This is a genomic window from Metabacillus sp. SLBN-84, assembly GCF_053629595.1.
Genome location: NZ_JBRJIP010000001.1, coordinates 3,408,002 through 3,429,216 on the forward strand (window position 1 = coordinate 3,408,002; position 21,215 = coordinate 3,429,216).

22 protein-coding genes and 1 pseudogene are annotated in these 21,215 nt (G+C 43.7%); 11 read left to right on the forward strand and 12 right to left on the reverse strand.

The genetic code is table 11. The features are described 5' to 3' along the window. Positions 1-135: 135 nt before the first annotated feature. Positions 136-1,521 (forward strand): hypothetical protein, encoded by a 1,386-nt coding sequence (locus RKD52_RS17295; RefSeq protein WP_454100682.1) that lies wholly within the window; start codon positions 136-138, stop codon positions 1,519-1,521. Between the two features lie 61 nt (positions 1,522-1,582). Here the strand turns inward: RKD52_RS17295 and RKD52_RS17300 are convergent, their stop codons facing one another. After that, positions 1,583-2,233 (reverse strand): phosphatase PAP2 family protein, encoded by a 651-nt coding sequence (locus tag RKD52_RS17300; protein WP_454100683.1) that lies wholly within the window; start codon positions 2,231-2,233, stop codon positions 1,583-1,585. Between the two features lie 134 nt (positions 2,234-2,367). Here RKD52_RS17300 and RKD52_RS17305 point away from each other — a divergent pair, with 134 nt between their 5' ends. Further along, entirely contained in the window at positions 2,368-3,567 is a 1,200-nt protein-coding gene (locus tag RKD52_RS17305) for a M20 family metallopeptidase (RefSeq protein ID WP_454100684.1), read from the forward strand. A 78-nt stretch (positions 3,568-3,645) separates the two neighbouring features. Next, entirely contained in the window at positions 3,646-4,233 is a 588-nt protein-coding gene (locus RKD52_RS17310; RefSeq protein ID WP_454100685.1) for an SMI1/KNR4 family protein, read from the forward strand. Between the two features lie 199 nt (positions 4,234-4,432). Here the strand turns inward: RKD52_RS17310 and RKD52_RS17315 are convergent, their stop codons facing one another. Genes RKD52_RS17315 through RKD52_RS17325 form a run of 3 tightly spaced genes read right to left on the reverse strand, consistent with a single transcriptional unit; the run spans position 4,433 to position 7,127 of the window. After that, on the reverse strand, positions 4,433-5,143 hold the full coding sequence (locus tag RKD52_RS17315; RefSeq protein WP_203289684.1) for an EcsC family protein: 711 nt from the start codon (positions 5,141-5,143) through the stop codon (positions 4,433-4,435). A 20-nt stretch (positions 5,144-5,163) separates the two neighbouring features. Beyond that, positions 5,164-6,393 (reverse strand): ABC transporter permease, encoded by a 1,230-nt coding sequence (locus RKD52_RS17320; protein ID WP_454100686.1) that lies wholly within the window; start codon positions 6,391-6,393, stop codon positions 5,164-5,166. After that, positions 6,390-7,127, reverse strand: a complete 738-nt coding sequence (locus tag RKD52_RS17325; RefSeq protein WP_454100687.1) for an ABC transporter ATP-binding protein — start codon at positions 7,125-7,127, stop codon at positions 6,390-6,392. The genes RKD52_RS17320 and RKD52_RS17325 overlap by 4 nt, the downstream gene beginning before the upstream one ends. 886 nt (positions 7,128-8,013) lie before the next feature. Here RKD52_RS17325 and RKD52_RS17330 point away from each other — a divergent pair. From RKD52_RS17330 to RKD52_RS17340, 3 genes and pseudogenes are all read left to right on the forward strand, one after another. Then, a complete protein-coding gene (locus tag RKD52_RS17330) occupies positions 8,014-8,436 on the forward strand; it encodes an HIT family protein (RefSeq protein WP_454100688.1) in 423 nt (140 codons plus the stop codon). A 138-nt stretch (positions 8,437-8,574) separates the two neighbouring features. After that, positions 8,575-9,652, forward strand: a pseudogene (serC, locus tag RKD52_RS17335) (3-phosphoserine/phosphohydroxythreonine transaminase). Positions 9,653-9,767: 115 nt separating this feature from the next. Then, the gene (locus tag RKD52_RS17340) at positions 9,768-10,289 is read left to right on the forward strand and encodes a tryptophan transporter (RefSeq protein ID WP_454100689.1); all 522 of its coding nucleotides are present in this window, start codon (positions 9,768-9,770) and stop codon (positions 10,287-10,289) included. 39 nt (positions 10,290-10,328) lie between these two features. Here RKD52_RS17340 and RKD52_RS17345 read toward each other — a convergent pair whose 3' ends face one another. Continuing rightward, positions 10,329-10,517, reverse strand: a complete 189-nt coding sequence (locus RKD52_RS17345) for a hypothetical protein (protein ID WP_454100690.1) — start codon at positions 10,515-10,517, stop codon at positions 10,329-10,331. Between the two features lie 157 nt (positions 10,518-10,674). Here RKD52_RS17345 and RKD52_RS17350 point away from each other — a divergent pair, with 157 nt between their 5' ends. Beyond that, entirely contained in the window at positions 10,675-11,031 is a 357-nt protein-coding gene (locus RKD52_RS17350) for a YtxH domain-containing protein (RefSeq protein WP_369736113.1), read from the forward strand. A 203-nt stretch (positions 11,032-11,234) separates the two neighbouring features. Then, positions 11,235-11,831: an HTH-type transcriptional regulator Hpr gene (locus RKD52_RS17355; protein ID WP_029283689.1), complete on the forward strand. Its 597-nt coding sequence runs from the start codon at positions 11,235-11,237 to the stop codon at positions 11,829-11,831. Here RKD52_RS17355 and RKD52_RS17360 read toward each other — a convergent pair. Then, positions 11,818-12,162, reverse strand: a complete 345-nt coding sequence (locus RKD52_RS17360; protein ID WP_369736114.1) for a DUF1878 family protein — start codon at positions 12,160-12,162, stop codon at positions 11,818-11,820. The genes RKD52_RS17355 and RKD52_RS17360 overlap by 14 nt on opposite strands. A 222-nt stretch (positions 12,163-12,384) precedes the next feature. Between RKD52_RS17360 and RKD52_RS17365 the strand changes: the two genes are divergently transcribed. Both RKD52_RS17365 and RKD52_RS17370 read left to right on the forward strand, forming a co-directional pair. Further along, positions 12,385-12,921 (forward strand): DUF3267 domain-containing protein, encoded by a 537-nt coding sequence (locus RKD52_RS17365; RefSeq protein WP_454100691.1) that lies wholly within the window; start codon positions 12,385-12,387, stop codon positions 12,919-12,921. A gap of 167 nt (positions 12,922-13,088) precedes the next feature. Further along, on the forward strand, positions 13,089-13,268 hold the full coding sequence (locus RKD52_RS17370; RefSeq protein ID WP_029283683.1) for a hypothetical protein: 180 nt from the start codon (positions 13,089-13,091) through the stop codon (positions 13,266-13,268). 243 nt (positions 13,269-13,511) lie between these two features. Here the strand turns inward: RKD52_RS17370 and RKD52_RS17375 are convergent, their stop codons facing one another. Both RKD52_RS17375 and RKD52_RS17380 read right to left on the reverse strand, forming a co-directional pair. Beyond that, entirely contained in the window at positions 13,512-13,595 is an 84-nt protein-coding gene (locus RKD52_RS17375; protein ID WP_035319514.1) for a YjcZ family sporulation protein, read from the reverse strand. 101 nt (positions 13,596-13,696) lie between these two features. Further along, positions 13,697-13,783, reverse strand: a complete 87-nt coding sequence (locus RKD52_RS17380) for a YjcZ family sporulation protein (protein WP_369736145.1) — start codon at positions 13,781-13,783, stop codon at positions 13,697-13,699. A 265-nt stretch (positions 13,784-14,048) separates the two neighbouring features. Between RKD52_RS17380 and RKD52_RS17385 the strand changes: the two genes are divergently transcribed. Further along, positions 14,049-14,912: a peptidylprolyl isomerase gene (locus tag RKD52_RS17385; protein ID WP_454100692.1), complete on the forward strand. Its 864-nt coding sequence runs from the start codon at positions 14,049-14,051 to the stop codon at positions 14,910-14,912. Positions 14,913-15,476: 564 nt separating this feature from the next. On the opposite strand, the gene RKD52_RS17390 is transcribed toward RKD52_RS17385, so the two are convergent. From RKD52_RS17390 to RKD52_RS17405, 4 genes are all read right to left on the reverse strand, one after another. Further along, on the reverse strand, positions 15,477-15,668 hold the full coding sequence (locus RKD52_RS17390) for a sporulation YhaL family protein (protein ID WP_029283679.1): 192 nt from the start codon (positions 15,666-15,668) through the stop codon (positions 15,477-15,479). A 123-nt stretch (positions 15,669-15,791) separates the two neighbouring features. After that, a complete protein-coding gene (gene yhaM, locus RKD52_RS17395) occupies positions 15,792-16,739 on the reverse strand; it encodes a 3'-5' exoribonuclease YhaM (protein WP_454100693.1) in 948 nt (315 codons plus the stop codon). A 77-nt stretch (positions 16,740-16,816) separates the two neighbouring features. Further along, complete coding sequence (locus RKD52_RS17400) at positions 16,817-19,831, reverse strand: AAA family ATPase (RefSeq protein ID WP_454100694.1); 3,015 nt, start codon at positions 19,829-19,831, stop codon at positions 16,817-16,819. A 13-nt stretch (positions 19,832-19,844) separates the two neighbouring features. Then, positions 19,845-21,074, reverse strand: a complete 1,230-nt coding sequence (locus RKD52_RS17405) for a metallophosphoesterase family protein (protein ID WP_454100695.1) — start codon at positions 21,072-21,074, stop codon at positions 19,845-19,847. Positions 21,075-21,215 lie beyond the last annotated feature (141 nt).

Sequence of the window (21,215 nt, forward strand, 5' to 3'; positions counted from 1 at the left end):
CACTATTTCCTTGGAAATGACACAAATCCCTCCAGTTTCTTTACCCGTCTTTCATTTTCCGCTAACACTCACACCCGCTGATTCAATACATAACCTGTATAAAAAACACCAGGCATTTATACAGGAGTGATTTCCATGGGAGTTGAGTTAACACTCATTCACTGGGTTTATGTTTTATTTATTATCAGCATCGTTGGATTTATGCTCTTCAGACGCGATACAACGATGATCAGCATTATTGGCATCATTGTCATTTCTTTTGCTGCGAGTCAATCTGTGAGCCATTCCATAACAAGCGTGTTTAATAGCTTCATATTTGCCATAACCGAGCTGCTTCCTACCATATTGGTCATCTCAATTATTGTGTCGATGAGCAGAATTTTAGAGATTACAGGAATTAATGAATCGATGGTTTCCCCGTTCACAAAGTTCATCCGAAATCCAACTCTTGCCTACTGGACCATCGGGCTGCTGATGATGGCGATATCTTGGTTTTTCTGGCCGTCTCCCGCAGTTGCGCTGATTGGAGCCGTTCTTCTTCCGGTGGCGGTTAAAGCCGGTCTTCCGGCGCTCGGTGTTGCGATGGCCATGAATTTGTTCGGTCATGGCATAGCCCTGTCCGGAGATTTTGTCATTCAGGCAGCCCCAAAACTCACCTCTGATGCGGCCGGTCTTCCGATAGGAGACGTGATTCAGGCATCCATTCCTCTCGTGATTGTCATGGGAGCTGTAACAACTATTACGGCTTACGTGTTCCTTATGAGAGACCTGAAACGCGGCAAGCCATTTCCTGCATTAACGATGCCTGTGCTGGAAGAGAAAAAAACACAGCTTCTGTCAGGCAAAATGAAACTTTTTATGGCCCTGCTGATACCTGTGCTGTTTGTCATTGACATCGTGTTAATGGCAAAGTTGAATCTTCAGGGGGGCAGCGCAACGGCCTTAATAGGAGGCACAGCTCTAGTTATATTAATGGCTGTCTGCGTGCTCGCCCATAAAAATGCCAGTCTGGAAAAAACTACGGGATATATGATTGAAGGTTTTCAATTCGGTTTCAAGGTTTTCGGGCCTGTCATTCCAATTGCCGCTTTCTTCTACCTTGGAGACGCAGGCTTTATCAAAATAGTAGGAGATTATCTTCCAAAGGCCTCACAGGGAATTGTCAACGACCTGGGGGTTGCACTCGCCTCTGTCGTCCCGCTCACAAAAGAGATCGGCGCCATCACCCTGACAGGCGTGGGCGTCCTGACAGGACTTGACGGCTCAGGCTTCTCAGGCATTTCCCTTGCAGGTTCCATTGCCAATCTTTTCTCTGCTGCCATTGGAACAGGTGCTGCAACGCTGACCGCTCTTGGACAGATCACCGCCATTTGGGTAGGAGGCGGAACCCTTATCCCCTGGGCTTTAATCCCTGCAGCAGCCATATGCGGAGTTGATCCGTTTGAACTTGCCAGAAGAAACTTGCTCCCCGTGACAATCGGGCTTGCAGTGACTACTATTGTGGCGATGTTCTTAATTTAAATGAGTAAAAGAATAATAAAAGGACAAAAACAGGCACTCTCATCAAGAGAATGCCTGTTTTTTAAGCAGAAACGCCGCCTTTTTTCCTTTTTGCAGCAGCAAGCAGATTCTTTGCCCATTCATAAATAAGAATGGTCCCAAGAAGAAAAACGAGGCCGATGAAGTACCCGCCAATCACATCTGTGGCATAATGCGAATTGGTGATGACGCGGCTGATCCCAATCAAGGCCATTAACAGAACAACCGCTGCCCAGATCCCTTTTTTAAGAACAGGAGACTTGATTTTTTCAATAATCATATAGGCAAAAAGACCATAAAAGATGACGCCTACCATGGCATGACCGCTCGGAAAGCTGAACCCCTCTTCAAAATGAAGCGGCTCCGGCGGACGTTCTCTTGCCGTCACGCTTTTAAGAAATTTGTTTAAAACATCTCCAAGATACACCGCCAAACCAATCATCAGCGGCTGAAGATAATGCCTGAATAACAGAATGAGCACAACAATGGCTAATGCAAGCAGACTGATGATGCCAGGTTTTGAAGCAAGATAGCCTATTCCCTCAAAAAACGCAAGCATGCCCTCTGACTGCTGGATGATTTGGACAAGTTGCGACACTCCATCATCTGCAGGCTTTACTAAAGCCGTGCGGATGAGAACGTACAGAATGAGAACTGCCAGAAGACATCCTCCCATAATAGAAATCTTTTTCACCTTTTCACACCTTCCAGATTTTATTCTTGTAATTTTCAAACAACTTCCCTAAAATTGACATAATATCAGAATTTAGTTTATCTTATGAATCATTTGGCGAATATATATTTTTTAAAAAGGAAGGATGAAGTGATTTGTTTCAGGAGATTTGTTCAGAACTCGATGCAGCCTATGAGGAAATGGTAGAAATCAGACGCTACCTTCATATGCATCCAGAGGTTTCATTTATGGAATTCAAGACAGCAGCCTACATAGCAGAATATTATCAAAAGCTCGGCATTGAGCCCAGGACCGGAGTGGGAGGAAATGGCGTTGTAGCGGTGGTAAAAGGCGGACTGCCCGGGAAATCAATTGCCCTTCGCGCAGACTTTGATGCCCTGCCGATTCAAGACGAAAAGGATGTACCTTACAAGTCAACCGTTCCCGGTGTCACCCACGCTTGCGGACATGACGGCCATACAGCTACACTGCTCGTTTTGGCAAAAGTGCTGCATAAGCACAAAGAGAATCTTGAAGGAAATGTTGTGTTTATTCACCAGCATGCAGAGGAGTATGCTCCAGGCGGTGCAAAAGCGATGATTGAGGACGGATGCCTTGATGGCGTCGATGTCATTTTCGGCACCCATCTATGGGCAAGCGAGCCGGCAGGCAAAATTCAGTACCGGACCGGACCGATTATGGCAGCTGCCGACCGGTTCCAGATTAAGGTACAGGGAAAAGGCGGACACGGAGCACAGCCGCAAAAAACGAAGGATGCTGTTGTCATTGGCTCCCAGCTTGTGCTGAACCTCCAGCAGATCGTCAGCCGGAAAGTCGATCCTGTTGAATCAGCCGTTGTATCTGTCGGATCATTCATCGCAGAAAACCCGTTTAACGTTATTGCCGATTCGGCCGAATTAATCGGAACCGTAAGAACTTTCAATGAAGAAATCCGCACTCAAATTGAGCAGGAAATCGAGCGTACGGTGAAAGCTTCCTGCGACCTTTACGATGCATCCTATGAGTATACGTTTGACAGAGGCTATCCGGCCGTTGTTAACCACCGCGAGGAGACAGAATTCCTGGCAAACCTTGCAGGAAACGTCCCTGGCGTGGGGGTTGTAGAAGAAAGCCCGATGCAAATGGGCGGCGAAGACTTTGCCTACTTCCTTCAGCACGTAAAAGGAACCTTCTTCTTCACAGGTGCAAAGCCGACCTATTCAGACACAACCTATCCGCATCACCATCCTAAATTTGATATCGACGAAAAAGCGATGCTGATCGCAGCCAAAACCTTCAGCCTCGCCATTCTTCAATATCAGGCAGAACATGCTGCTGTGGCGGCTGGGAAATAAGTAATTGAAACGGTGCTTCGGCGCCGTTTTTTTTTGAGCAAGGTCAGAAAAACACTATTTTTCCAGGAGGAAATCACAATGGATTTGGTAAACAATTTTTTAAAGGACTTGAAAGCAGCTTTACCAAAAGATGAACTAGAGGCTCTAAATACAGCCTTCGGTGCTGCAAAAAAGGATATTGCGGCAATTCGGTCAGAATACCCAAATTGTCCTGAATCACTAATCTCTTTACTGGAATCAATTGATGGGACCTATTGGAGGAATTACGGAGATAAAGAAATTGCGGTATGTATACTTGGCTCAGATGTAGAAGAAGGCAAATATCCGTATTATTTATTGTCAGCGCAACAGATGCTCGAAAGTTCAAGAGAAGAAGAAGACATCTCGTATCTTCTAGAATACGAAGAAGATGAGGGTGCTGTTGATGCTAAGATACATTCTGAGGGACTTCTTCCAGGTAAGTACATTCATTTTTCTGACTGTATGAACAATGGAGGAACATCAAGACTTTATATTGATTTCAATCCTTCTGATAAAGGTACATGCGGTCAAATCGTTCGCTTTTTACACGACCCTGATCAATATGCAGTTATTGCAGGGAGCTTTGATGAATATTTACAGAAGCTTATTGACGGTGGTTTTGCATTTTTGGAGGAAGAAGATTAAAGACAGGAGCATTGAACACCCATAATCGTTGTCCCGGGTAGAAGGTATTCGCTGATTAGGAGCAGGCTGAACATTTTCAAGTAAACTGATATCAAGGCAAGTAAACAGATCTTTTTTCTAAAAAAAAGAAGGATTTCGGCAAGTGAATCAGAAATGCAGGCAAATAAGTGAACGCTCCCCGCAAAAAAAGCACAATCCATTAGATTGTGCCGAGCCTTCTCAGTCTGTAGCAATTCATGGCAGTCTCCCCGAGGTGCCTGACAAGATGATAATTGGCAACGCCTCCGACTACCGCTCCGATTCCGGGCATGACCTGCAGCAGTTTGACAAGATCGATGTGATCTCTGTATTCCTGCTGGAAGGTTTGCCAGTCGATGTCCTTAACCGTTTCCTTCCGCTCTTCCCAGTTCTCAATCAGATCGAATGTTTTTCTGCGGTGATCATCGCTTGAATAGGCAAGCTGGAAAACATAAAGCAGAAAGATCCTCTCTTCAACCTGCTTTGGGTCATATCCATAAAGTGTGGCAATTTCAAACAGACACTTCATTTTAATCCCCAGCAGCAAAGGAAAATCAGCTGCAGAAGCAAGCAGTCCGCCGGCACCTGTCCCGGCACCCTCAACAGCCGCCGCCTTCTGAAAGGCAGAGATGGTTTGCCGCACCTTATTTTCCCGCTCTTCAAGCGAGATGCCTTCAAGCTTTTTTTCTGTCGTTGTCAAATTCGATCCGGCAAGCGTTGCTCCGACCATTTTTTTAATGCTTTCTGTAATGATCGTGTGTATTTTTGCAGGAATATGCGCGTTGATTTTGGTTTGTGTTTTTTTCGAAAGTCGTTCAAACCGGGAGGACTTTCTCAGCAATTTCTTTTTCCATTGAAAAAGATCCTCTTCAAGCTGCTGCTCATAAAGCATGTGTATCAGCTGCCTTTACTCTAATATACGCTGGCATCCATTTTAGCCAGCCTTTGTTTTACATACAGGTAAACAAATAAATAAGCAAACACGATGCCGGTTCCTAAAAGGATAATGGAAGGCATCCATTTTCCGGAAACAAGTGATACCACCGTCAGAATGAGATGCTGGAACAGAACGATACTGAAGAGCAAGTTCAGGAACTTCCCTTTTTTATGCTGTCTGTGAACGGGATACAGATCGGGCAGTGACAGCATATCAAAATGCTTATACAAACCGAGAATCTGGATGCCTGTCAAATACAGGACTAAAATAGCAATCGCAAGGACGCTGAACTGATTCGTCGGAATGATAAACAGAACGATGCTTCCGATGACGGTCAGCCTCAAAAAGATGCCGAGAAAGTCTCCGGACCGGAAAAAGGCGCGTGTGTAAAGGTAGGCGTACATATTTTCCTGTTTGTATTTAATCAGCGTAAGCAAACCGTCAAGCATCTTTCTCCGCTTGGCCTTTTTCTTCAGCTTCGGTACATCTGTAAAGAGATTGGCAATCCGGTAAAAGGACTGCTTTTTCTCAAGTTCGCGATCAATGAGCGCTTCCCATTTGATGCCCTTTGCTGCTGTTGCTTTTTTAAAATACAGATATAGAACTGCCATGACCGCAAAGACAACGATCGCATATAAATAAGCTTTGGATAGTACGAAAAAGACGGCCGCTGCATTTAAAGCAAAACGAACGGCAAGATCCGCTGCTTTGGCAGACTGTTCAGTATAAAAAGATATTCTGAAACTCATCAGCAAATTCCATGCTTTTGCAAGAAGAATAAGCAGACACATGAACAGGTAGTCTGTTCCTGTAAAATTTTCAGCCCGGAAAATCATCGGAGCGAATACAATCGCTGCAATAAAAAAGATGTACAGCTGGCTGAAAAAGCTGTAGACCATTGCTTTTCGGAAGTAGTCCGCCATTTTGACTTCAAGCGGCAGCAAAAAGACAAGATCGGCTTCTTTCAAAAGTGTCCGCACACTCGAAGCTGTGATAATCAGCGCAAACACAACGGTCAAAATCAGCAGAGCCGGAAAATCTTCAGGCATGGTTTTTAGCCATTCCTGGTAGGACAGCGCCCCTCCTGCACCTAAAAAAACAAGTACAAAAATGAGATGGTCATTGAACATATATTTTGTATAGGACTGCACTTCTTTTACATGAGCTTCAAGCCGTGTTTTCCATATCTGGTCGAGATTTTTCATTGCTGATCTTCCTTTGTCAGCTGAATATATAAGTCATCAAGCGATGCACCCTTCATCCCGAATTCATCCTGAAGCTCTGAAAGGGTGCCTTTTGCACGGATTTTGCCGTTATGTAAAATGATGAAGGAATCACAGTATCTTTCTGCTGTGGCCAGGATGTGCGTTGACATCAGAATGCCGGCCCCTTCCTGTTTCGCCTTGTTCATCATTTCAAGAAGCGCATTGATGGCAAGAGGATCAAGGCCGACAAACGGTTCGTCAATGATGTACAGTTCAGGCTCAACTAAAAAAGCGCACATAATCATGACTTTTTGCTTCATGCCTTTTGAAAAGTGGCTTGGAAACCATTTCAGCCTTTTTTCCATTCTGAATTCCTTAAGCAGCGGATCCAAACGGTTTTTGAATGTCTCGCGGCTTAAACCATATGCCATGGCCGTCAGTTCCAGATGCTCGTAAAGAGTTAATTCTTCGTACAGAATCGGTGTTTCAGGAATAAAAGAGAACTGGCTGCGGTAAGCCTCAGGCTCATCCTGAAACGAAATGCCATTGATTGAGATCTCCCCTTTATGCGGTTCCATCAGCCCGATCACATGACGGATTGTCGTGCTCTTTCCGGCACCATTTAACCCAATCAGCCCCACAATGGAATGCTTGTCAATTTCAAACGAAATATCTTTTAAAACGGGGTTTCGCGTGTAGCCTCCCGTAAGCTGGTTTACTTGTAATAAGCTCATCGTTTCGTCCCTTCGCCGTTTTCTTTTATCTTACCAAATCCGCCTGTCATTTTGCTAATTTCGCATGCATAATTGTCATTTACCTGGACATCATAATGGATGTAGAGGTGAGGAGCTGTCACAGACATTCATTCAAATGAGGTGTTTGTTAAAGACAGTTTAGTGAAGGAATCCATGAGCTAGTTAACATCATGAATATTTCCATTTCGAGATGAGGTGTTTGCGGGCCGTTACTTTCAGTAATAGATGCTCTGTATAAATTCATTTTCTGAATGAGGTGTTCGTCAAAGACAGTTATTGATTAGTTAAGACTCATTAGAGATACTCTTAACTGGGAGATGGTTGCTTTGAACCATGTTTAACAAATTCACTCTTTTTTTCCTTCATTTCCAAGCAAATGAGGGAGATGACAAAGAGATTTGCGAGCCTAGCCATTAAGCTGCGCCGGCTCTTCCTCCTCTGCAGAGCAGGGTGATCATTATGATCATCCTGTTTCTTTTTTTTGCGGGTTTCTTTTTGCGTTTGTGGTGCAGTAATGTTTTTTAGAACACTTTCCCCTATTCTCCAATCGGAGTTTGTGTTGTTAAACATTTATAGCAACACTTTCATTTCTTCTCGAGCTGGCGTTTGTGTTGCTAAATCCTTTTTAGAACACTTTCCTCCCTTCTCCAACTAGGGTTTGTGCGGCTAAACCCTTTTTAGAACACTTTCCACTCCTCTTCAACCAGAGTTTGTGCTGCTAAACCCTTTTTAGAACACTTTCCACTCTTCCCCATTTTGAGTTTGTGCTGCAGCAAATAAGAAACCCCTCCCAACTTTTGAATCCACTCAGCCAGCTATGGTACTATATGGATAAGCAAACCGTACCCACGAAAGGATGAATTGAATGAGCGGATGTATTTTCTGCAAGATCGTAAACGGGGAGATCCCAAGTGCAAAAGTTTTTGAAAATGAACATGTTGTTGCGTTTCTTGACATCAGCCAGGTCACAAAAGGCCATACTCTGGTCATTCCAAAAGTACATAAGGAAAATATTTATGAATTAACACCAGATATTGCCCGCAATGTTTTTGAAACGGTACCTAAAATTGCAAATGCCATTAAAGAACAGTTTCAGCCTGTTGGCATGAACATCCTGAACAACAACGTAGAAAAAGCCGGCCAGTCCGTTTTTCACTACCATATTCACCTGATTCCCCGCTACGGAAAAGGCGACGGATTTGGTGCGGTCTGGAAAACCCATACGGAGGAATATACTCTCGATGATTTGAAGCAAATCGCTTCATCCATTCAGGAAGGCCTTCTATAACACCCGCTTACACAGCGGGTTTTTTCATTCGCTGAAATATTTTTTAAAAATTCCGACTCGTCTTTCTCATTTCATGTTAGGATATAAAAATAGAAATTTTAATCAATCACAGCGACAGAGTGAGGAGTGTTATTTTTCATGAAACGTACGCACAATTTTAATGCCGGACCTGCTGCCATCCCGCTTGCAGTTCTGGAAAAAGCACAAAGCGAACTTATTGATTTTAAAGGTACAGGCATGTCGGTCATGGAACTCAGCCACAGGAGCAAACCATATGAAGATGTACATAACAAAGCTTCCGAACTGATGCGGGAGCTGATGGGCATTCCTGAAGAATATGAAGTTCTGTTCCTGCAGGGCGGAGCGAGCCTGCAATTTGCAATGATTCCGATGAATTTTCTCAAAAGCGGTTCACCGGCTCACTTTGTGATGAGCGGCGTCTGGTCTGAAAAAGCACTGGCAGAAGCGGAAAAGCTGGGAGAAACAGCTGTTATCGTTTCTTCAAAAGATCATCAATACACCTTTGTGCCTGAAGAATTTGAAGATCCTTCTGAAGGAAGCTATGTCCATTTGACATCCAATAATACAATCTACGGCACACAGTGGAAGAACTTTCCGAAAACAAAACTTCCTTTAATAGCGGATATGTCAAGCGACATTATAAGCAGGAAAATCGATGTCAGCCAATTTTCCCTCATTTACGCCGGAGCGCAGAAAAACCTCGGTCCTTCAGGAGTCACAGTTGTGATCGTCAAAAAAGAGTTGCTTGAGAATGCCAATCAGGACATCCCTTCCATTTTGAAATATGCGACTCACTCGAAACAGAATTCGCTTTATAATACACCGCCTACTTTTGCCATTTACATGCTTTCTTTAGTGCTTGAGTGGATCAAAGAACAGGGCGGGCTTTCAGCTATTGAAGAGCTGAACGAGCGGAAAGCACAGATCATTTATTCATGCATTGACGAAAGCGGCGGATTTTATAGGGGTCATGCGAAAAAAGAAAGCCGCTCGAACATGAACATTACGTTTATCTTTGGAGAATGAAGAATTAACAAAAGCGTTTCTTAAGGAATCAAAAGAAAGAGGATTTTCGGGCTTAAACGGACACCGTTCTATTGGAGGATGCCGTGCTTCCGCATACAACGCCGTACCTCTTGAAGCCTGCGAGGCGCTTGCAGCATTCATGTCGGAATTCCAGAGAAAACACAGATAATCTTTTTTACAAGGGAAGAAATACCTGTTATACTGTTTTTAAGTTCTCCCGCAATAAGACAGAGGTCATTATTGGGGAGGCCAAAAAAAGAGCTTAGACTGAGGAGAGTTGAGAAATGAATACAAGAGTACTAGTGGTGTTATCTTTGTTTGTCGCAATGGGTTTGGCGCTTCACGGCATTATTCCGCCGATCTTCGGAGGCATGAAGCCTGATATGATGCTGACGATGATGTTTTTAGGCATTCTGCTTTTCCCGCACATCCGCAACGTTTTCCTGCTTGGAGCAGTTACAGGTGTCCTTTCAGGCCTGACAACAAGCTTCCCCGGAGGATTGCTGCCGAATGTGATTGACAAGATTGTAACAGCCTTTGTTTTCTACTTGCTTGTACTGATGATTAAGAAATATGCTTCAACTGTAGCAGGAGCGGGCATCTTGACAGCTGTCGGCACACTCGTATCAGGAACGGTATTCCTGACAGCAGCCTTTTTTATCGTAGGCCTGCCTGGCGGAGCCGGATTTACAGCATTATTTCTCGCAGTTGTTCTTCCTGCTGTTGCTATGAACACTGTGGCAATGGTCTTTATATACCCGATTGTGCAGACAATCCTTAAACGTTCGAAAATTGCACTTAATTAAACGAAAACCCGATCCTAAACGGTCGGGTTTTTTTAAAACTTATATGGTATAAAATAAGATCCCAATTAGAAGTGCAATGGCTCCTCCGCCTGCAAGGACTGCTGCTTTTTGATGAACAATATGCTTAGGCGGATAGGAAGCGGACTGCTGAGCCAATCTCAAATAGTGAAACGATCCGGTAAACAGAAGTACGCTGAGTGAAAAAAACAGAAATATAACTCCGGCCACTCTTCCCCCTCCCCTTTCATGTCCTTACTCATACCTATGCAAAAACGGCATATGCTATGAGTAAAACAAGCGTTTATCTCCCTTAACAGAGGGTATTTAATAAGGAAAGACTTCCTTAGAGTCTATATGTACATAACAAAAAACTGGAGTGATACTTATGGCAAATGGAAAATCTTTAATGACAGGCCTGCTTGTAGGAGGCGTAATAGGAGGACTTGCGACCATCCTGACAGCACCTTCTTCTGGCAGGGACCTGCGGACTCAGTTAAAGCAGAACAAACAAAAACTCGAATCCATCCTCATACAGCTGAAAGATGACAGCATCTCCCTGAAAGACTCGGTTGTGAAGACAGCTCAAGAAAGCGCTGTCGTACTAAAGGATGTAACCGCTGATCTGCAGAAATCAATCCAGACCTGGCAGGAGGAAATTGAACCGCATAAAGCAGAGCTTCAAAAAGAAATCAGCCAGATTGAAGAAAAAATAAAAGAGCTTGAGCAAACACTGAACAAATAGATTGTTTTTGTAGACAAACCAATATTGAAAAAAGAGCGGCAGATTTTCTCACAGGCCGTTCTTTTTTTTATGTGAGTAAAACAACGCTTTTCCGGCCTTTTTTACAATTTATTTAAAAATTTTGTAAATTTAATCTTTATTAATCTTTATTTTATTGGCATAATAGAATATAAGAGTAAAAGAGAAAAAGTAGGTGACTGGGGATGAAACGAAACGAACAGGATTATTCCATTAAAGAAGCCTTGTTATTCAGCCAGAGAATCGCTCAGCTGAGCAAAGCTTTGTGGAAATCCATCGAAAAAGACTGGCAGCAATGGATAAAGCCCTATGACTTAAACATAAATGAGCACCATATTTTATGGATTGCCTATCATTTAAAGGGCGCTTCAATCTCCGAGATTGCCAAATTCGGGGTCATGCATGTTTCAACAGCCTTTAACTTTTCAAAAAAGCTTGAAGAAAGAGGCTATCTTGAGTTTTCGAAAAAGCAGAATGACAAACGGAATACGTACATTCAGCTGACAGAGCAGGGAGAAGAAATTCTTCTGAAGCTGCTTGAAGATTATGATCCAAGCAGAAATGCCGTTTTTAAAGGAGCCCTGCCCCTTCAAAACTTATACGGAAAATTCCCTGAGATTATGGAAATGATGTGCATCATTCGAAATATTTACGGGGACGATTTTATGGAGATCTTCGAGCATTCCTTTACGAACATCGAAAAGGAATTTGTTGAGGAAAACCGGAAGCTGAAAAAGCTTGCAGACCCAGAAGCTGAAACGGTTCCAGCTATTTCCGAATAATGTTTCTGAATTCACCCATCAGCGGCTCATAAAGCCCTTGTTTATGCAGGTGAATAATGGTGTCATCGACAGAGAGCTTATAATTCAGCTGACCCGCAAAAAGAGTAAGAAGGCTTTCGTAATTCAGAAGCCCTTGCTCTTTTTGTTCTGCAAGCATATCTTCGAGTTCCCTGCATATACGATGGATCTCTTCGATTTCCTCTGCTGAAAGACCCGCCTTCATAACCGATACATAAAAGGGATATTTTTCAGCATCAGCCATCTTAATCAGCATCTTTTGATAATACTCCAAATTGGCCATGCGTTTTTCAAACGATTCCACTCCGTTCACTTCTTTCCTTCTGATTCGTTTCTATATTTTAAATCATTCCGACTCATTTAGGTAGGCTCATCTTTTGTAAAAGATTCCTATTTTTTATTTTAACCGTTTTCATCCGAAATTTCATATTGCAATTTCTGTTCAGGCATCGTAAAGTATGTAACGGAGCCGGACTGAGCTCCTATGTTTCAATACCAATTATGTCACAGACATGATTTTCGGACGGTGATTTTAATGAACTGCTGGAAAACCATTAATCTTTCAAAAGATTATGGATTCCATAAATTGTCTATATTAGCTGCATTCATCATGATGACTACGTTTATCGGCATCTATCTGCCATTAATGGTCGTTTTTCCATACATCCATCTTAAAGCAGATCACTTTCTCCTGCTGCTTTTGTTTGCATTCTGCGTCGTGCCCTGCCACAAACTGCTGCATGCCCTGCCGCTGTGGATGGCCGGATACCGCGTCTCACTGAAGTGCAGGCTTCAATCCTATTTACCGGTTATCTATTTAAAAACAAACTGCAATGTATCAAAACCGATGATGCTGCTGTCTCTTGCAGCGCCAATTGTGCTTGTGAACTCATCTCTTGCTGCCGGCTTGATTGCTTTTCCATCTTACCTGCATTATTTCAGTTTGGGAATCGCCTTTCATACCGGGATTTGTATAACAGACTTTATTTACATGAATCATCTTTTAAAGGCTCCCAAGGCCTGCTACATTGAAGAAGCGGACGAGAGCTTTGAAATCCTCTTCCAAAAATAAGAGCATAACGTGGAGCACTGCCGAATAGGATAGGCTTGACTCCGGTTAAGAAAAGCAGCTCACTACTGAGATGCTTTTCTTTTGCTATTTATTAGGAGTCATTGCTATCTTTTTCATTGGATTTTTGGTAATGTTATATGTATCAGTGAGGAGAGGGGGAATCTCATATGATAGCTTTTTTCATTTTGTTTGCAGTGTTCATCTTATTCTATATCAATAAATTAACCAGCGCACTCTGCCTGGTAAGAGAGATTCCTGAAGACCGACAAACAAAAGTATTCCGGACAATCAATGTCCTGATCACCATCTTATTAGTTTCATCTTACATAGAAATCTTATTTACTTAGATTTCAATTAGAAAAGCGTAAGCGCCCGTTTAGCTCCGAGAGACAGATAAGAAATCACGCGAAAAGTCCGATGTTTGACTTTTTGGGGGATTTTGTTCTGGCAGAGGAGTTGGGCGGTGAAGCTAGACAACAAAGTGCAAAATGATATACATCCTTAACACTTAAAAAGCTGTATGCAAACACCCGCATACAGCTTATACAATGATAGCTGACAGATAATCTGTCAGCTATTTTAGTTTTGGCTTACAGCCAAGCAGCACCAACAATGATCAACAAGATGAACAAAACTACGATTAACGCGAAGCCACCTCCAGCGTATCCTCCCATAATGACACCTCCTTTATACGTCGGTAAGATATACTATGCATGATCACTTTACAGCGAATAGGCGACTGTCTTTTGTTTGAAAATTTTTAGCCCTTCGCTTCCTAGTAAATATAAGAAGCACCAATAATGATCAATAAAATGAACAGAACCACCAGCAATGCAAAACCGTTTGAATATCCATATCCCATAATGAAAACCTCCCTTATCGGTGTTCCATACATCATATGGACGTTTTGACGATTTGACCTAGACGAATGCCCTGATTACCCTGGTCCTATTGCAAAACTTTTTAGTTCATGGCACAATGTGGTATAGTGTTCCAATTATTAGGCAGTCCGCTGCCTTGAGGATATTCCGCCCCTGCCTTTTTGCATGTACATACTTGTTTTCACACATAAACCCGCAGAAAAGGCGAAACATCCTTACTAAAAACAGAATCAGGAGTTGTATCAGATGAAAAGATTTGCTCTCGCACTAGCAGCAGCATCCAGTGTTTTAGCACTTGGCGCATGCAGTAACAATGATGGCGGTTCAGAAGTCATCGCTGAAACAAAAGCAGGCAACGTAACGAAGGATGAATTTTACGAAGCAATGAAAGACCGCTTTGGAAAAGATGTTCTGACAGAGCTTGTCCACGAAAAAGTATTAAGCGAAGACTACAAAGTAACGGACAAAGAAGTAGATCAGGAAATCGACAACTTAAAACAGCAATATGGCCCTCAATTTGAAGCAGTCATTCAGCAGCAAGGCGAAAAGACTGTTAAAGATATGGTAAAAGTGGACCTGCTCCGCAAAAAAGCAGCTGAAAAAGAAGTAAAAGTAACAGACGAAGACACAAAGCAATACTACGAAACACTTAAAGGCAAAGTAAAAGCAAGCCACATCCTTGTTGAAGACGAAAAAACAGCAACAGAAATCAAATCCCGTCTTGATAAAGGCGAAAAGTTTGAAGATCTTGCAAAAGAAGCATCTAAAGATCCTTCAGGTCAAAACGGCGGCGACTTAGGCTGGTTTGGCGAAGGACAAATGGTTCCTGAGTTCGAAAAAGCAGCTTTCGCTCTTAAAGAAGGAGAAGTAAGCGCGCCGGTCAAATCTGAATTCGGCTACCACATCATCAAAGTAACCGAAACAGTAAAACCTTACGAAGAAATGAAAAAACAGCTTGAAGCTGACGTGAAAAAACAAAAAGTAAGCCAGCCAGATGCTGTTCAGGGAGCTCTTGACAAAGCCCTGAAAGAAGCTGATGTAAAAGTGAAAGACAAAGATCTAGAAGATACATTCAAAGCTCCTGAAGCTGCTCCGGCTGAAGGACAATAATAAAGGATTGTTACAAGCCCCGAAGTGAATGCTTCGGGGTATTTTTGTTTGATTGGCGGATGATCTCATACGCTGGGTTTGTCATCAATCTTTCGGATGAAGCTTTTGATGGTTCTATTCCGGCCGATCAGTACCATCAATCTTTCGGATAAAGCTTTTGATGGTTCTATTCCGGCCGATTAGTGCCATCAATCCTTCTTGTAAAGCTTTTGATGGTTCTAATCCGGTCAATCAGTACCATCAATCTTTCAGATAAAGATTTTGATGGTTCTATTCCGGCCGATTAGTGCCATCAATCCTTCTTGTAAAGCTTTTGATGGTTCTAATCCGGTCAATCAGTACCATCAATCTTTCAGATAAAGATTTTGATGGTTCTATTCCGGCCGATCAGTACCATCAATCTTTCGGATAAAGCTTTTGATGGTTATATCCTGGTCAATCAGTGCCATTAACATCTGTTCTCAAACTTTTGATGGTTCTATTCCTTTTATACCAATCCGTATAAACACTTACCCAAATATAAAAACAGCCGGGAACATACTCCCAGCTGCTCTCTCACCATCTTCAGTTCTCTTCATCCTCATTCTTTTTCCGCGATTCGCGTTCTTTCATCATCCGTTCGATGTACACGTTGCCCTCTTTTTCTATATAGGCTTCTTCAACGATTCTTTCTTTTCTCGTTGTTGAAAAAGCCATGTAGCCGCTGTATAAAATCCCAAGTACGCAGAGGTATACCCACCATGGCAGCAAGATCATGCCCTTTTTCCCCCTTTTCTTTGACAAGCCTCTTACTGCACTATATGTGAGAGCCTGGCCGATTATCCCTACATCTGAAAAAATTAAAAGCCCTCCTCTTTAAAAAGAGAAAGGGCTTTATCATTATTTATGAAAGGAAGGTTTATAGAACGAGCGGTTATCAAGAGCAAAAACCCGCTCCGTGTATTCGCCTGGTTTTACCCGTTCAAGCGCGCGGTCAAGCATGTTCATTTTTGCATCGAGGTTATCGATGTAATGAAGAATTTCAGCTTCTTTGATCAGCGGCGGTTTAGGGCTTCCCCACTCCGCTTTTCCGTGATGGCTGAGGACCAGATGCTGAAGAATAACAACCTCTTCCCCTTCGATGCCAAGGTGCTCTGCTGCTTTTGCGATTTCATTGACCATGATGGAAATATGTCCGATCAGGTTTCCTTCCACCGTATAGGTCGTTCCGATCGGGCCGGAAAGCTCTGTAACCTTGCCGAGGTCGTGAAGAATGACACCTGCATACAGCAGATCTTTGTCCAGGCTCGGATAAAGATCCGCGATTGATTTCGCCAAATCCAGCATGGACACAACATGGTAGGCAAGACCTGATACAAATTCGTGATGGTTTTTCGTTGCAGCCGGATATTCAAGAAATTCGTTCTGATGCTTTTTCATTAAATATCTTGTGATGCGCTGGATATTCGGATTTTTCATTTCAAAAATGTACTGTGTGACTTTTTCCATCATTTCTTCCTGTCCGACCGGGGCCGTTTCAAGAAAATCCGATATTTTCACGTTATCAGCAGCGGATGCTGTGCGGATGTTGCGGATCTTCAGCTGATTGCGCCCGCGGTAATGATGAATGTCTCCATATATTTTAACAATGCTTTGCGAACTGTATGATGTTTCATCCTCAGGACCTGCATCCCAGAGCTTTGCTTCGATCTCTCCGGATTGATCCTGCAGAATAAGCGTTAAAAACGGTTTCCCGTTGCTTGCAATGCCTTTAGTGGATGTTTTAACAAGCAAAAATACGTCTGCCTGCTCTCCTACCCCGTAATGATTTATGCCTTTTGGCGTCATAATGCGGTCCCTCCCATAGTGACTCAGTATTCTGAGTATAGCATAATCAGTCTGTTTTATCTGCTGTAAACCGTGCGTCAGGAATGAGGAGACAGGCCCGCAGCCCTCTTCTTCTTTTCCAGGTCCAGAATATCGCTTTCATGAAACAGCTTTAACAAATGTTCCTGACAGGTGAAAAAGAGAATTTGATGGTGTTCAGACAGCTCTCTGAGCAGTTCCATCACCCTGCCTGTTCGTTCCCTGTCAAAATTCACAAACCCATCATCAATCAGCAGCGGCATGGCTTCAGATGTACTGATATGGCATGCCAGTGCCAGCCGGATCGCGATATAAAGCTGCTCTGCTGTTGCCTGGGAAAGTTCGTGCGCTGCAAACCGGGTTCCATCTTTTCGTTCAACTGTCATGGTTTGTTCATTTTCAGGAAGAAAAACTCTCACATACCGTTCATTCGTCAGCCTGCTGAAGAAAGATTCGGCTTGCTGAAGCAAGCTTGGCAGCCTGACAGATCTGCTGTACTCTACCGTCTGGTTCAGCATATGTCTCGCAGCAGCAAGAACCGCCCATTGACGGGCAAGCTGCTTCACTTCTTCTTTTTGGAGCGCAGCCTTTTGTTTTAAGTCCGAATACAGCCCGGATTCTTCCATGTTTTTAATGTGTACTGTCAGCTCAGCAAGCTTCTTTTTAAGCTGGTTCTCTGTGTCTGCTGCAGCAATAAGCTCCTGCTCACATCTAGCCTTTTCTGCTGGATAGTCCTTTGAAAAATCGAGAGGTTCATGTGCCAGCAGGTGCTGCTTTGTCTTCAGCTGCTGCTGGATCCAGGAAGCCTTCTGTTTGACAGCTGCCAAATGCTCGGCCTGTTTCCCCTTTTCCCAAAACTCTTCTGTATCATCGGCGTCAGCAAGTGATAAAAGTTCTTTCTTTTTCTCGTCGAGCAGACTGAGCTCGGCCTCAATCTTCTTAAGCTTATCTTCCGCTTCTGCTCTTTTTGCAGCAGCCGTTTCCCTCAGCCGCTTATTTTCTTCAGAATCTTTCAAAGCTTTAAAAAGGCCGTCAAGAAGGCTGCTGCAAGCCGTACCGCCGATATCAAAGGACTGTGCCAAGGAAGCAATCTTTTTTTCATAAGCCGTAAGTTCAGCTGAAAGCTCCGCTGCTTTTTTTTCTGCCTGTCTGAATGCCAGAATATCGTTCTGCAGATTTACAGCCGCCTGCAGGAGGTCAGGGAGGACGAGAGGCGAAAAGGAGCTGTCCATTTTCAAGGTTTCAAACACGCGCCGTGCCTGCTGATCAGCTGTATAGTATTCCTTTTCCCATTCATCAAAACTGGACACTGTCCGGTCATAAGCCCGCTCACACTGCTTAAAAACCACTTCTTCCAGTTCGTATGAGCGTCTGATTTGTTCATCCTTCCACAGCATTCCCTTTGCCGTTTCCATATCTGCGGTGTTTTCAGAGGTATGGTCCGCCGCATCCAGCTGCTTTTTTAATACCTTTTCTTTGTTCTGAAGATGCTCTATGAAAGACGTATCGGTTGTTCTGCTTTTCATTAAAATGAAGAAACCTGCCATGCCTAGACTCAGAAGCGCAGCCCCAATAAGCCACAGCCCCTCTGCAAACAGCCAGCCCGTGCAAAGAAGGATGATAAGAGCAAAAAACACGCCCAGCCCTTTCAGCCGGCTGTTCTTTTTTTTCACAGCATCTTTTTGCTTCTTAATTTCCGTCTGAACCTCGCGATGCTCTTCCCGAAGTTTATTCTTGTCCAAATTGGCCCGCTGCACCTCTTCAAGATTGCGGACCCGTTCCTCAAGCTGCCTTCTTTCTTCTTCCTCAAGCATTCCTTCGGCATAATCAGACAGTCTGCTTTCACTTTCTTCAAGGTTTTCCTTCACCCGTTCAAACTGCTGATCAAGAAGGTGTTTCTTCTGCTGCAGGTGCTGATGTTTTCCTACAATTTCTCTAATTTCTTCTCTCACAGCTGCACCTGTGTTCAAATCAAGAATGATGCTGCTGTCGATTTCATGGGAAAACAGCCGTTTTTTCTCCTCATGAATTCTGCTTTCAGCTTGTTCTTGTTTCGTTTTGGTCTGGCTGTACTGAGCCCGTTTCATTTCCCAGGCAGAATACTCTCCGCGCAGCCGTTCGATTTCTTCTTTATACTCGAGAATACGTTCATCAGCCTGCACTTGTTGAATAGCCTCTGTTTGTTCGCGGATAATGGTTTTCAGTGCCATATATTCAGACCTGAGAGGAGACTCTCTTCCTTCAAGCTCTTCCATTCGCTTCAGGCCATTGGACGGAAAATGCCTCCTCGCTTTGTCGAGTTCATTTTTAAGGGCAGCTTCTTCATGAAAGAGAGGAAGGGCTTCAACGATTTCACCAATTCTTTTCGCTTCTGCTTCAAGCTCCCTTTTTTTCTCCGTGATCTCCCTTAATGACTGTTCTGCTGCTTCTTTTTCATTTATAAAGTCATTGTAAGGTTCGAGCTGCTGCTTTGCCTTCATCACTTCGGTGTGGATATCTTTAAGGGCAGCAAGCGCTGCATTGATTTCAGGTTTTTTCCCGTTTGGCTTAAACAGCTGCTCCTGCTTTTTTGAAAGGCTCAGTTCTGTCTGCAAAACAGCGTCCGTACCAAGCAGTCCTGATGATAATAAAAATTTGCCCAAGTCGTCAGCACCGACTTTGCTTACCTGCTGAATACCATGAATATCAAAGGAGTAAATGGACTGATACACCGTTTTATCAAAATAGGACAGCAGCTGCTGAAGAACATCTGCGCCACCCGTTTCGCCATTTTCAAAATAAACCGTGACACCGCTGCCTGCTTTTCCAGGCAGCCTCTCAATTTTCACCCGCCCGTGCTGGACCGTCTCTGCCACAAGCGATCCCCCATATGCATTGACGTGCTTTGGCTCATATCTCTTTTCCTGCTGCAGTTTTTGGGGAAAGCCAAATAAAATGCTCTGTATAAAGGACATGATGGTTGATTTCCCCGCTTCATTTTCACCGTAGATGACTTGAAAAGACGGAGAATCAAGCATGATTTCAGTGTGATGAAATTGTCCGTATCCGTATATGTTCAGTTGGATGATTTTCAATTGCTCCTCCGCCTCACAATCTTCTATGTTTGAAAAGTTCCTGAAAAATCAGGGTTTCTGCTTCTTTTTTGATCTGCTCTTTTTCCTCTTCCCCGAAATCCTGCATGTGTTTTCTATAAACCGGGTGATGTCTGAGCGGCTGCAGGGCATCATCAAATTGATCAAATTCCCGGATCATCTCTGTCAGGTCTTTCAGAAAATGAGAATCAAGCTGCAGGGTATCTGCGCTTGAAATTGGCATCGTTTCGTTGATAACAGACGAAATCCATACAAAATTTTCTCTGTCGCTCTCTTCCTCGTTCCACTGTTCAAGCATGTCAGATAGGACCGGTTCCTCTTTAAGGGCATGATAGAAATCAGTTGTACCGGTTAACCGGACCGTGACAACGACAGGTTCCATGCTGCTTCTCATGTCATCCAGTCCCTGATGAAGGCGGTTCAGCATCTCCTGAAAGCTGCCGTCTGCTGAAAGCTGAAGTTCCTCCCACCTCACATCGTGAAGCGGCACAAATGAATAAGAAGTTTCCGCTTCCGTCATGGAAACAAGATAACAGCCCTTTTCACCTGTCTCCTTTCGGTTCCTGCCCTGTACATTCCCTGAATAAAGAATGGGAGGATCCTGTTCCCGAAGAGACATGCGCTTGTGTATATGCCCGAGCGCCCAGTAGTCGAATTCTTTCTGGAGCAGATCTCCTGCTGTAAACGGCGCATACGCATCATGCTCCGTATTTCCGCTGACAGAGCCATGCAGCAGGCCAATATGGAAATCTGCGCCTTTTTGTTTTTCAAAAGCTGCAGTGATGTTTTCATAGACGGCTCTCTCCGGATAGCTGCGCCCGTACAAATGAACGATCGTTCCATTCTTTTCAAACACCTTGCATTCAGCCTGCTTTTCCGAAAAAACATGTACATTTGCAGGCCAGCTTATATCCAGCCATTTTCCGCTTAAATGATCATGATTTCCGTGAATGACGTAAACGGGAATGCCGTTTTCATCCAGCTTCTCAAACGCCTTCTTCAGCCTCAGCTGCGCTTTCAGGCTGCGGTCCTCCCCGTCGTACAAATCACCGGCAATCAGCATAAAATCCACTTTTTCATCAATTGCAAGCACCGTCAAACGGTCCAAAGCAGCAAACGTACTCTCTTTAAGCCTCTCAAAAATCGGACCTGCAAGCTGCTGCATCCCCAAAAAAGGACTGTCCACATGCAAATCAGCCGCATGAATAAATCGAATCCCCTTCATCTCGAACCTTCCTTTACTTTTCTCTTATTCTATATTGTACCATCAAGAAAAGGCGAATGCACGTTCTGCACCGAAAAGCGGAGCCGACTGTTCAGCCCTGACAGGCAGAAAAGAAATCACCCGAAAAGTCCGGGCTTGACT

Coding starts and splice junctions, on each gene's coding strand:
- RKD52_RS17295 (WP_454100682.1), top strand. CDS start 136: ATGGGAGTTGAGTTAACACTCATTCACTGGGTTTATGTTTTATTTATT.
- RKD52_RS17310 (WP_454100685.1), top strand. CDS start 3,646: ATGGATTTGGTAAACAATTTTTTAAAGGACTTGAAAGCAGCTTTACCA.
- RKD52_RS17315 (WP_203289684.1), bottom strand. CDS start 5,143: ATGCTTTATGAGCAGCAGCTTGAAGAGGATCTTTTTCAATGGAAAAAG.
- RKD52_RS17320 (WP_454100686.1), bottom strand. CDS start 6,393: ATGAAAAATCTCGACCAGATATGGAAAACACGGCTTGAAGCTCATGTA.
- RKD52_RS17325 (WP_454100687.1), bottom strand. CDS start 7,127: ATGAGCTTATTACAAGTAAACCAGCTTACGGGAGGCTACACGCGAAAC.
- RKD52_RS17330 (WP_454100688.1), top strand. CDS start 8,014: ATGAGCGGATGTATTTTCTGCAAGATCGTAAACGGGGAGATCCCAAGT.
- RKD52_RS17340 (WP_454100689.1), top strand. CDS start 9,768: ATGAATACAAGAGTACTAGTGGTGTTATCTTTGTTTGTCGCAATGGGT.
- RKD52_RS17350 (WP_369736113.1), top strand. CDS start 10,675: ATGGCAAATGGAAAATCTTTAATGACAGGCCTGCTTGTAGGAGGCGTA.
- RKD52_RS17355 (WP_029283689.1), top strand. CDS start 11,235: ATGAAACGAAACGAACAGGATTATTCCATTAAAGAAGCCTTGTTATTC.
- RKD52_RS17365 (WP_454100691.1), top strand. CDS start 12,385: ATGAACTGCTGGAAAACCATTAATCTTTCAAAAGATTATGGATTCCAT.
- RKD52_RS17370 (WP_029283683.1), top strand. CDS start 13,089: ATGATAGCTTTTTTCATTTTGTTTGCAGTGTTCATCTTATTCTATATC.
- RKD52_RS17375 (WP_035319514.1), bottom strand. CDS start 13,595: ATGGGAGGATACGCTGGAGGTGGCTTCGCGTTAATCGTAGTTTTGTTC.
- RKD52_RS17380 (WP_369736145.1), bottom strand. CDS start 13,783: ATGGGATATGGATATTCAAACGGTTTTGCATTGCTGGTGGTTCTGTTC.
- RKD52_RS17385 (WP_454100692.1), top strand. CDS start 14,049: ATGAAAAGATTTGCTCTCGCACTAGCAGCAGCATCCAGTGTTTTAGCA.
- RKD52_RS17390 (WP_029283679.1), bottom strand. CDS start 15,668: ATGATCTTGCTGCCATGGTGGGTATACCTCTGCGTACTTGGGATTTTA.
- yhaM (WP_454100693.1), bottom strand. CDS start 16,739: ATGACGCCAAAAGGCATAAATCATTACGGGGTAGGAGAGCAGGCAGAC.
- RKD52_RS17405 (WP_454100695.1), bottom strand. CDS start 21,074: ATGAAGGGGATTCGATTTATTCATGCGGCTGATTTGCATGTGGACAGT.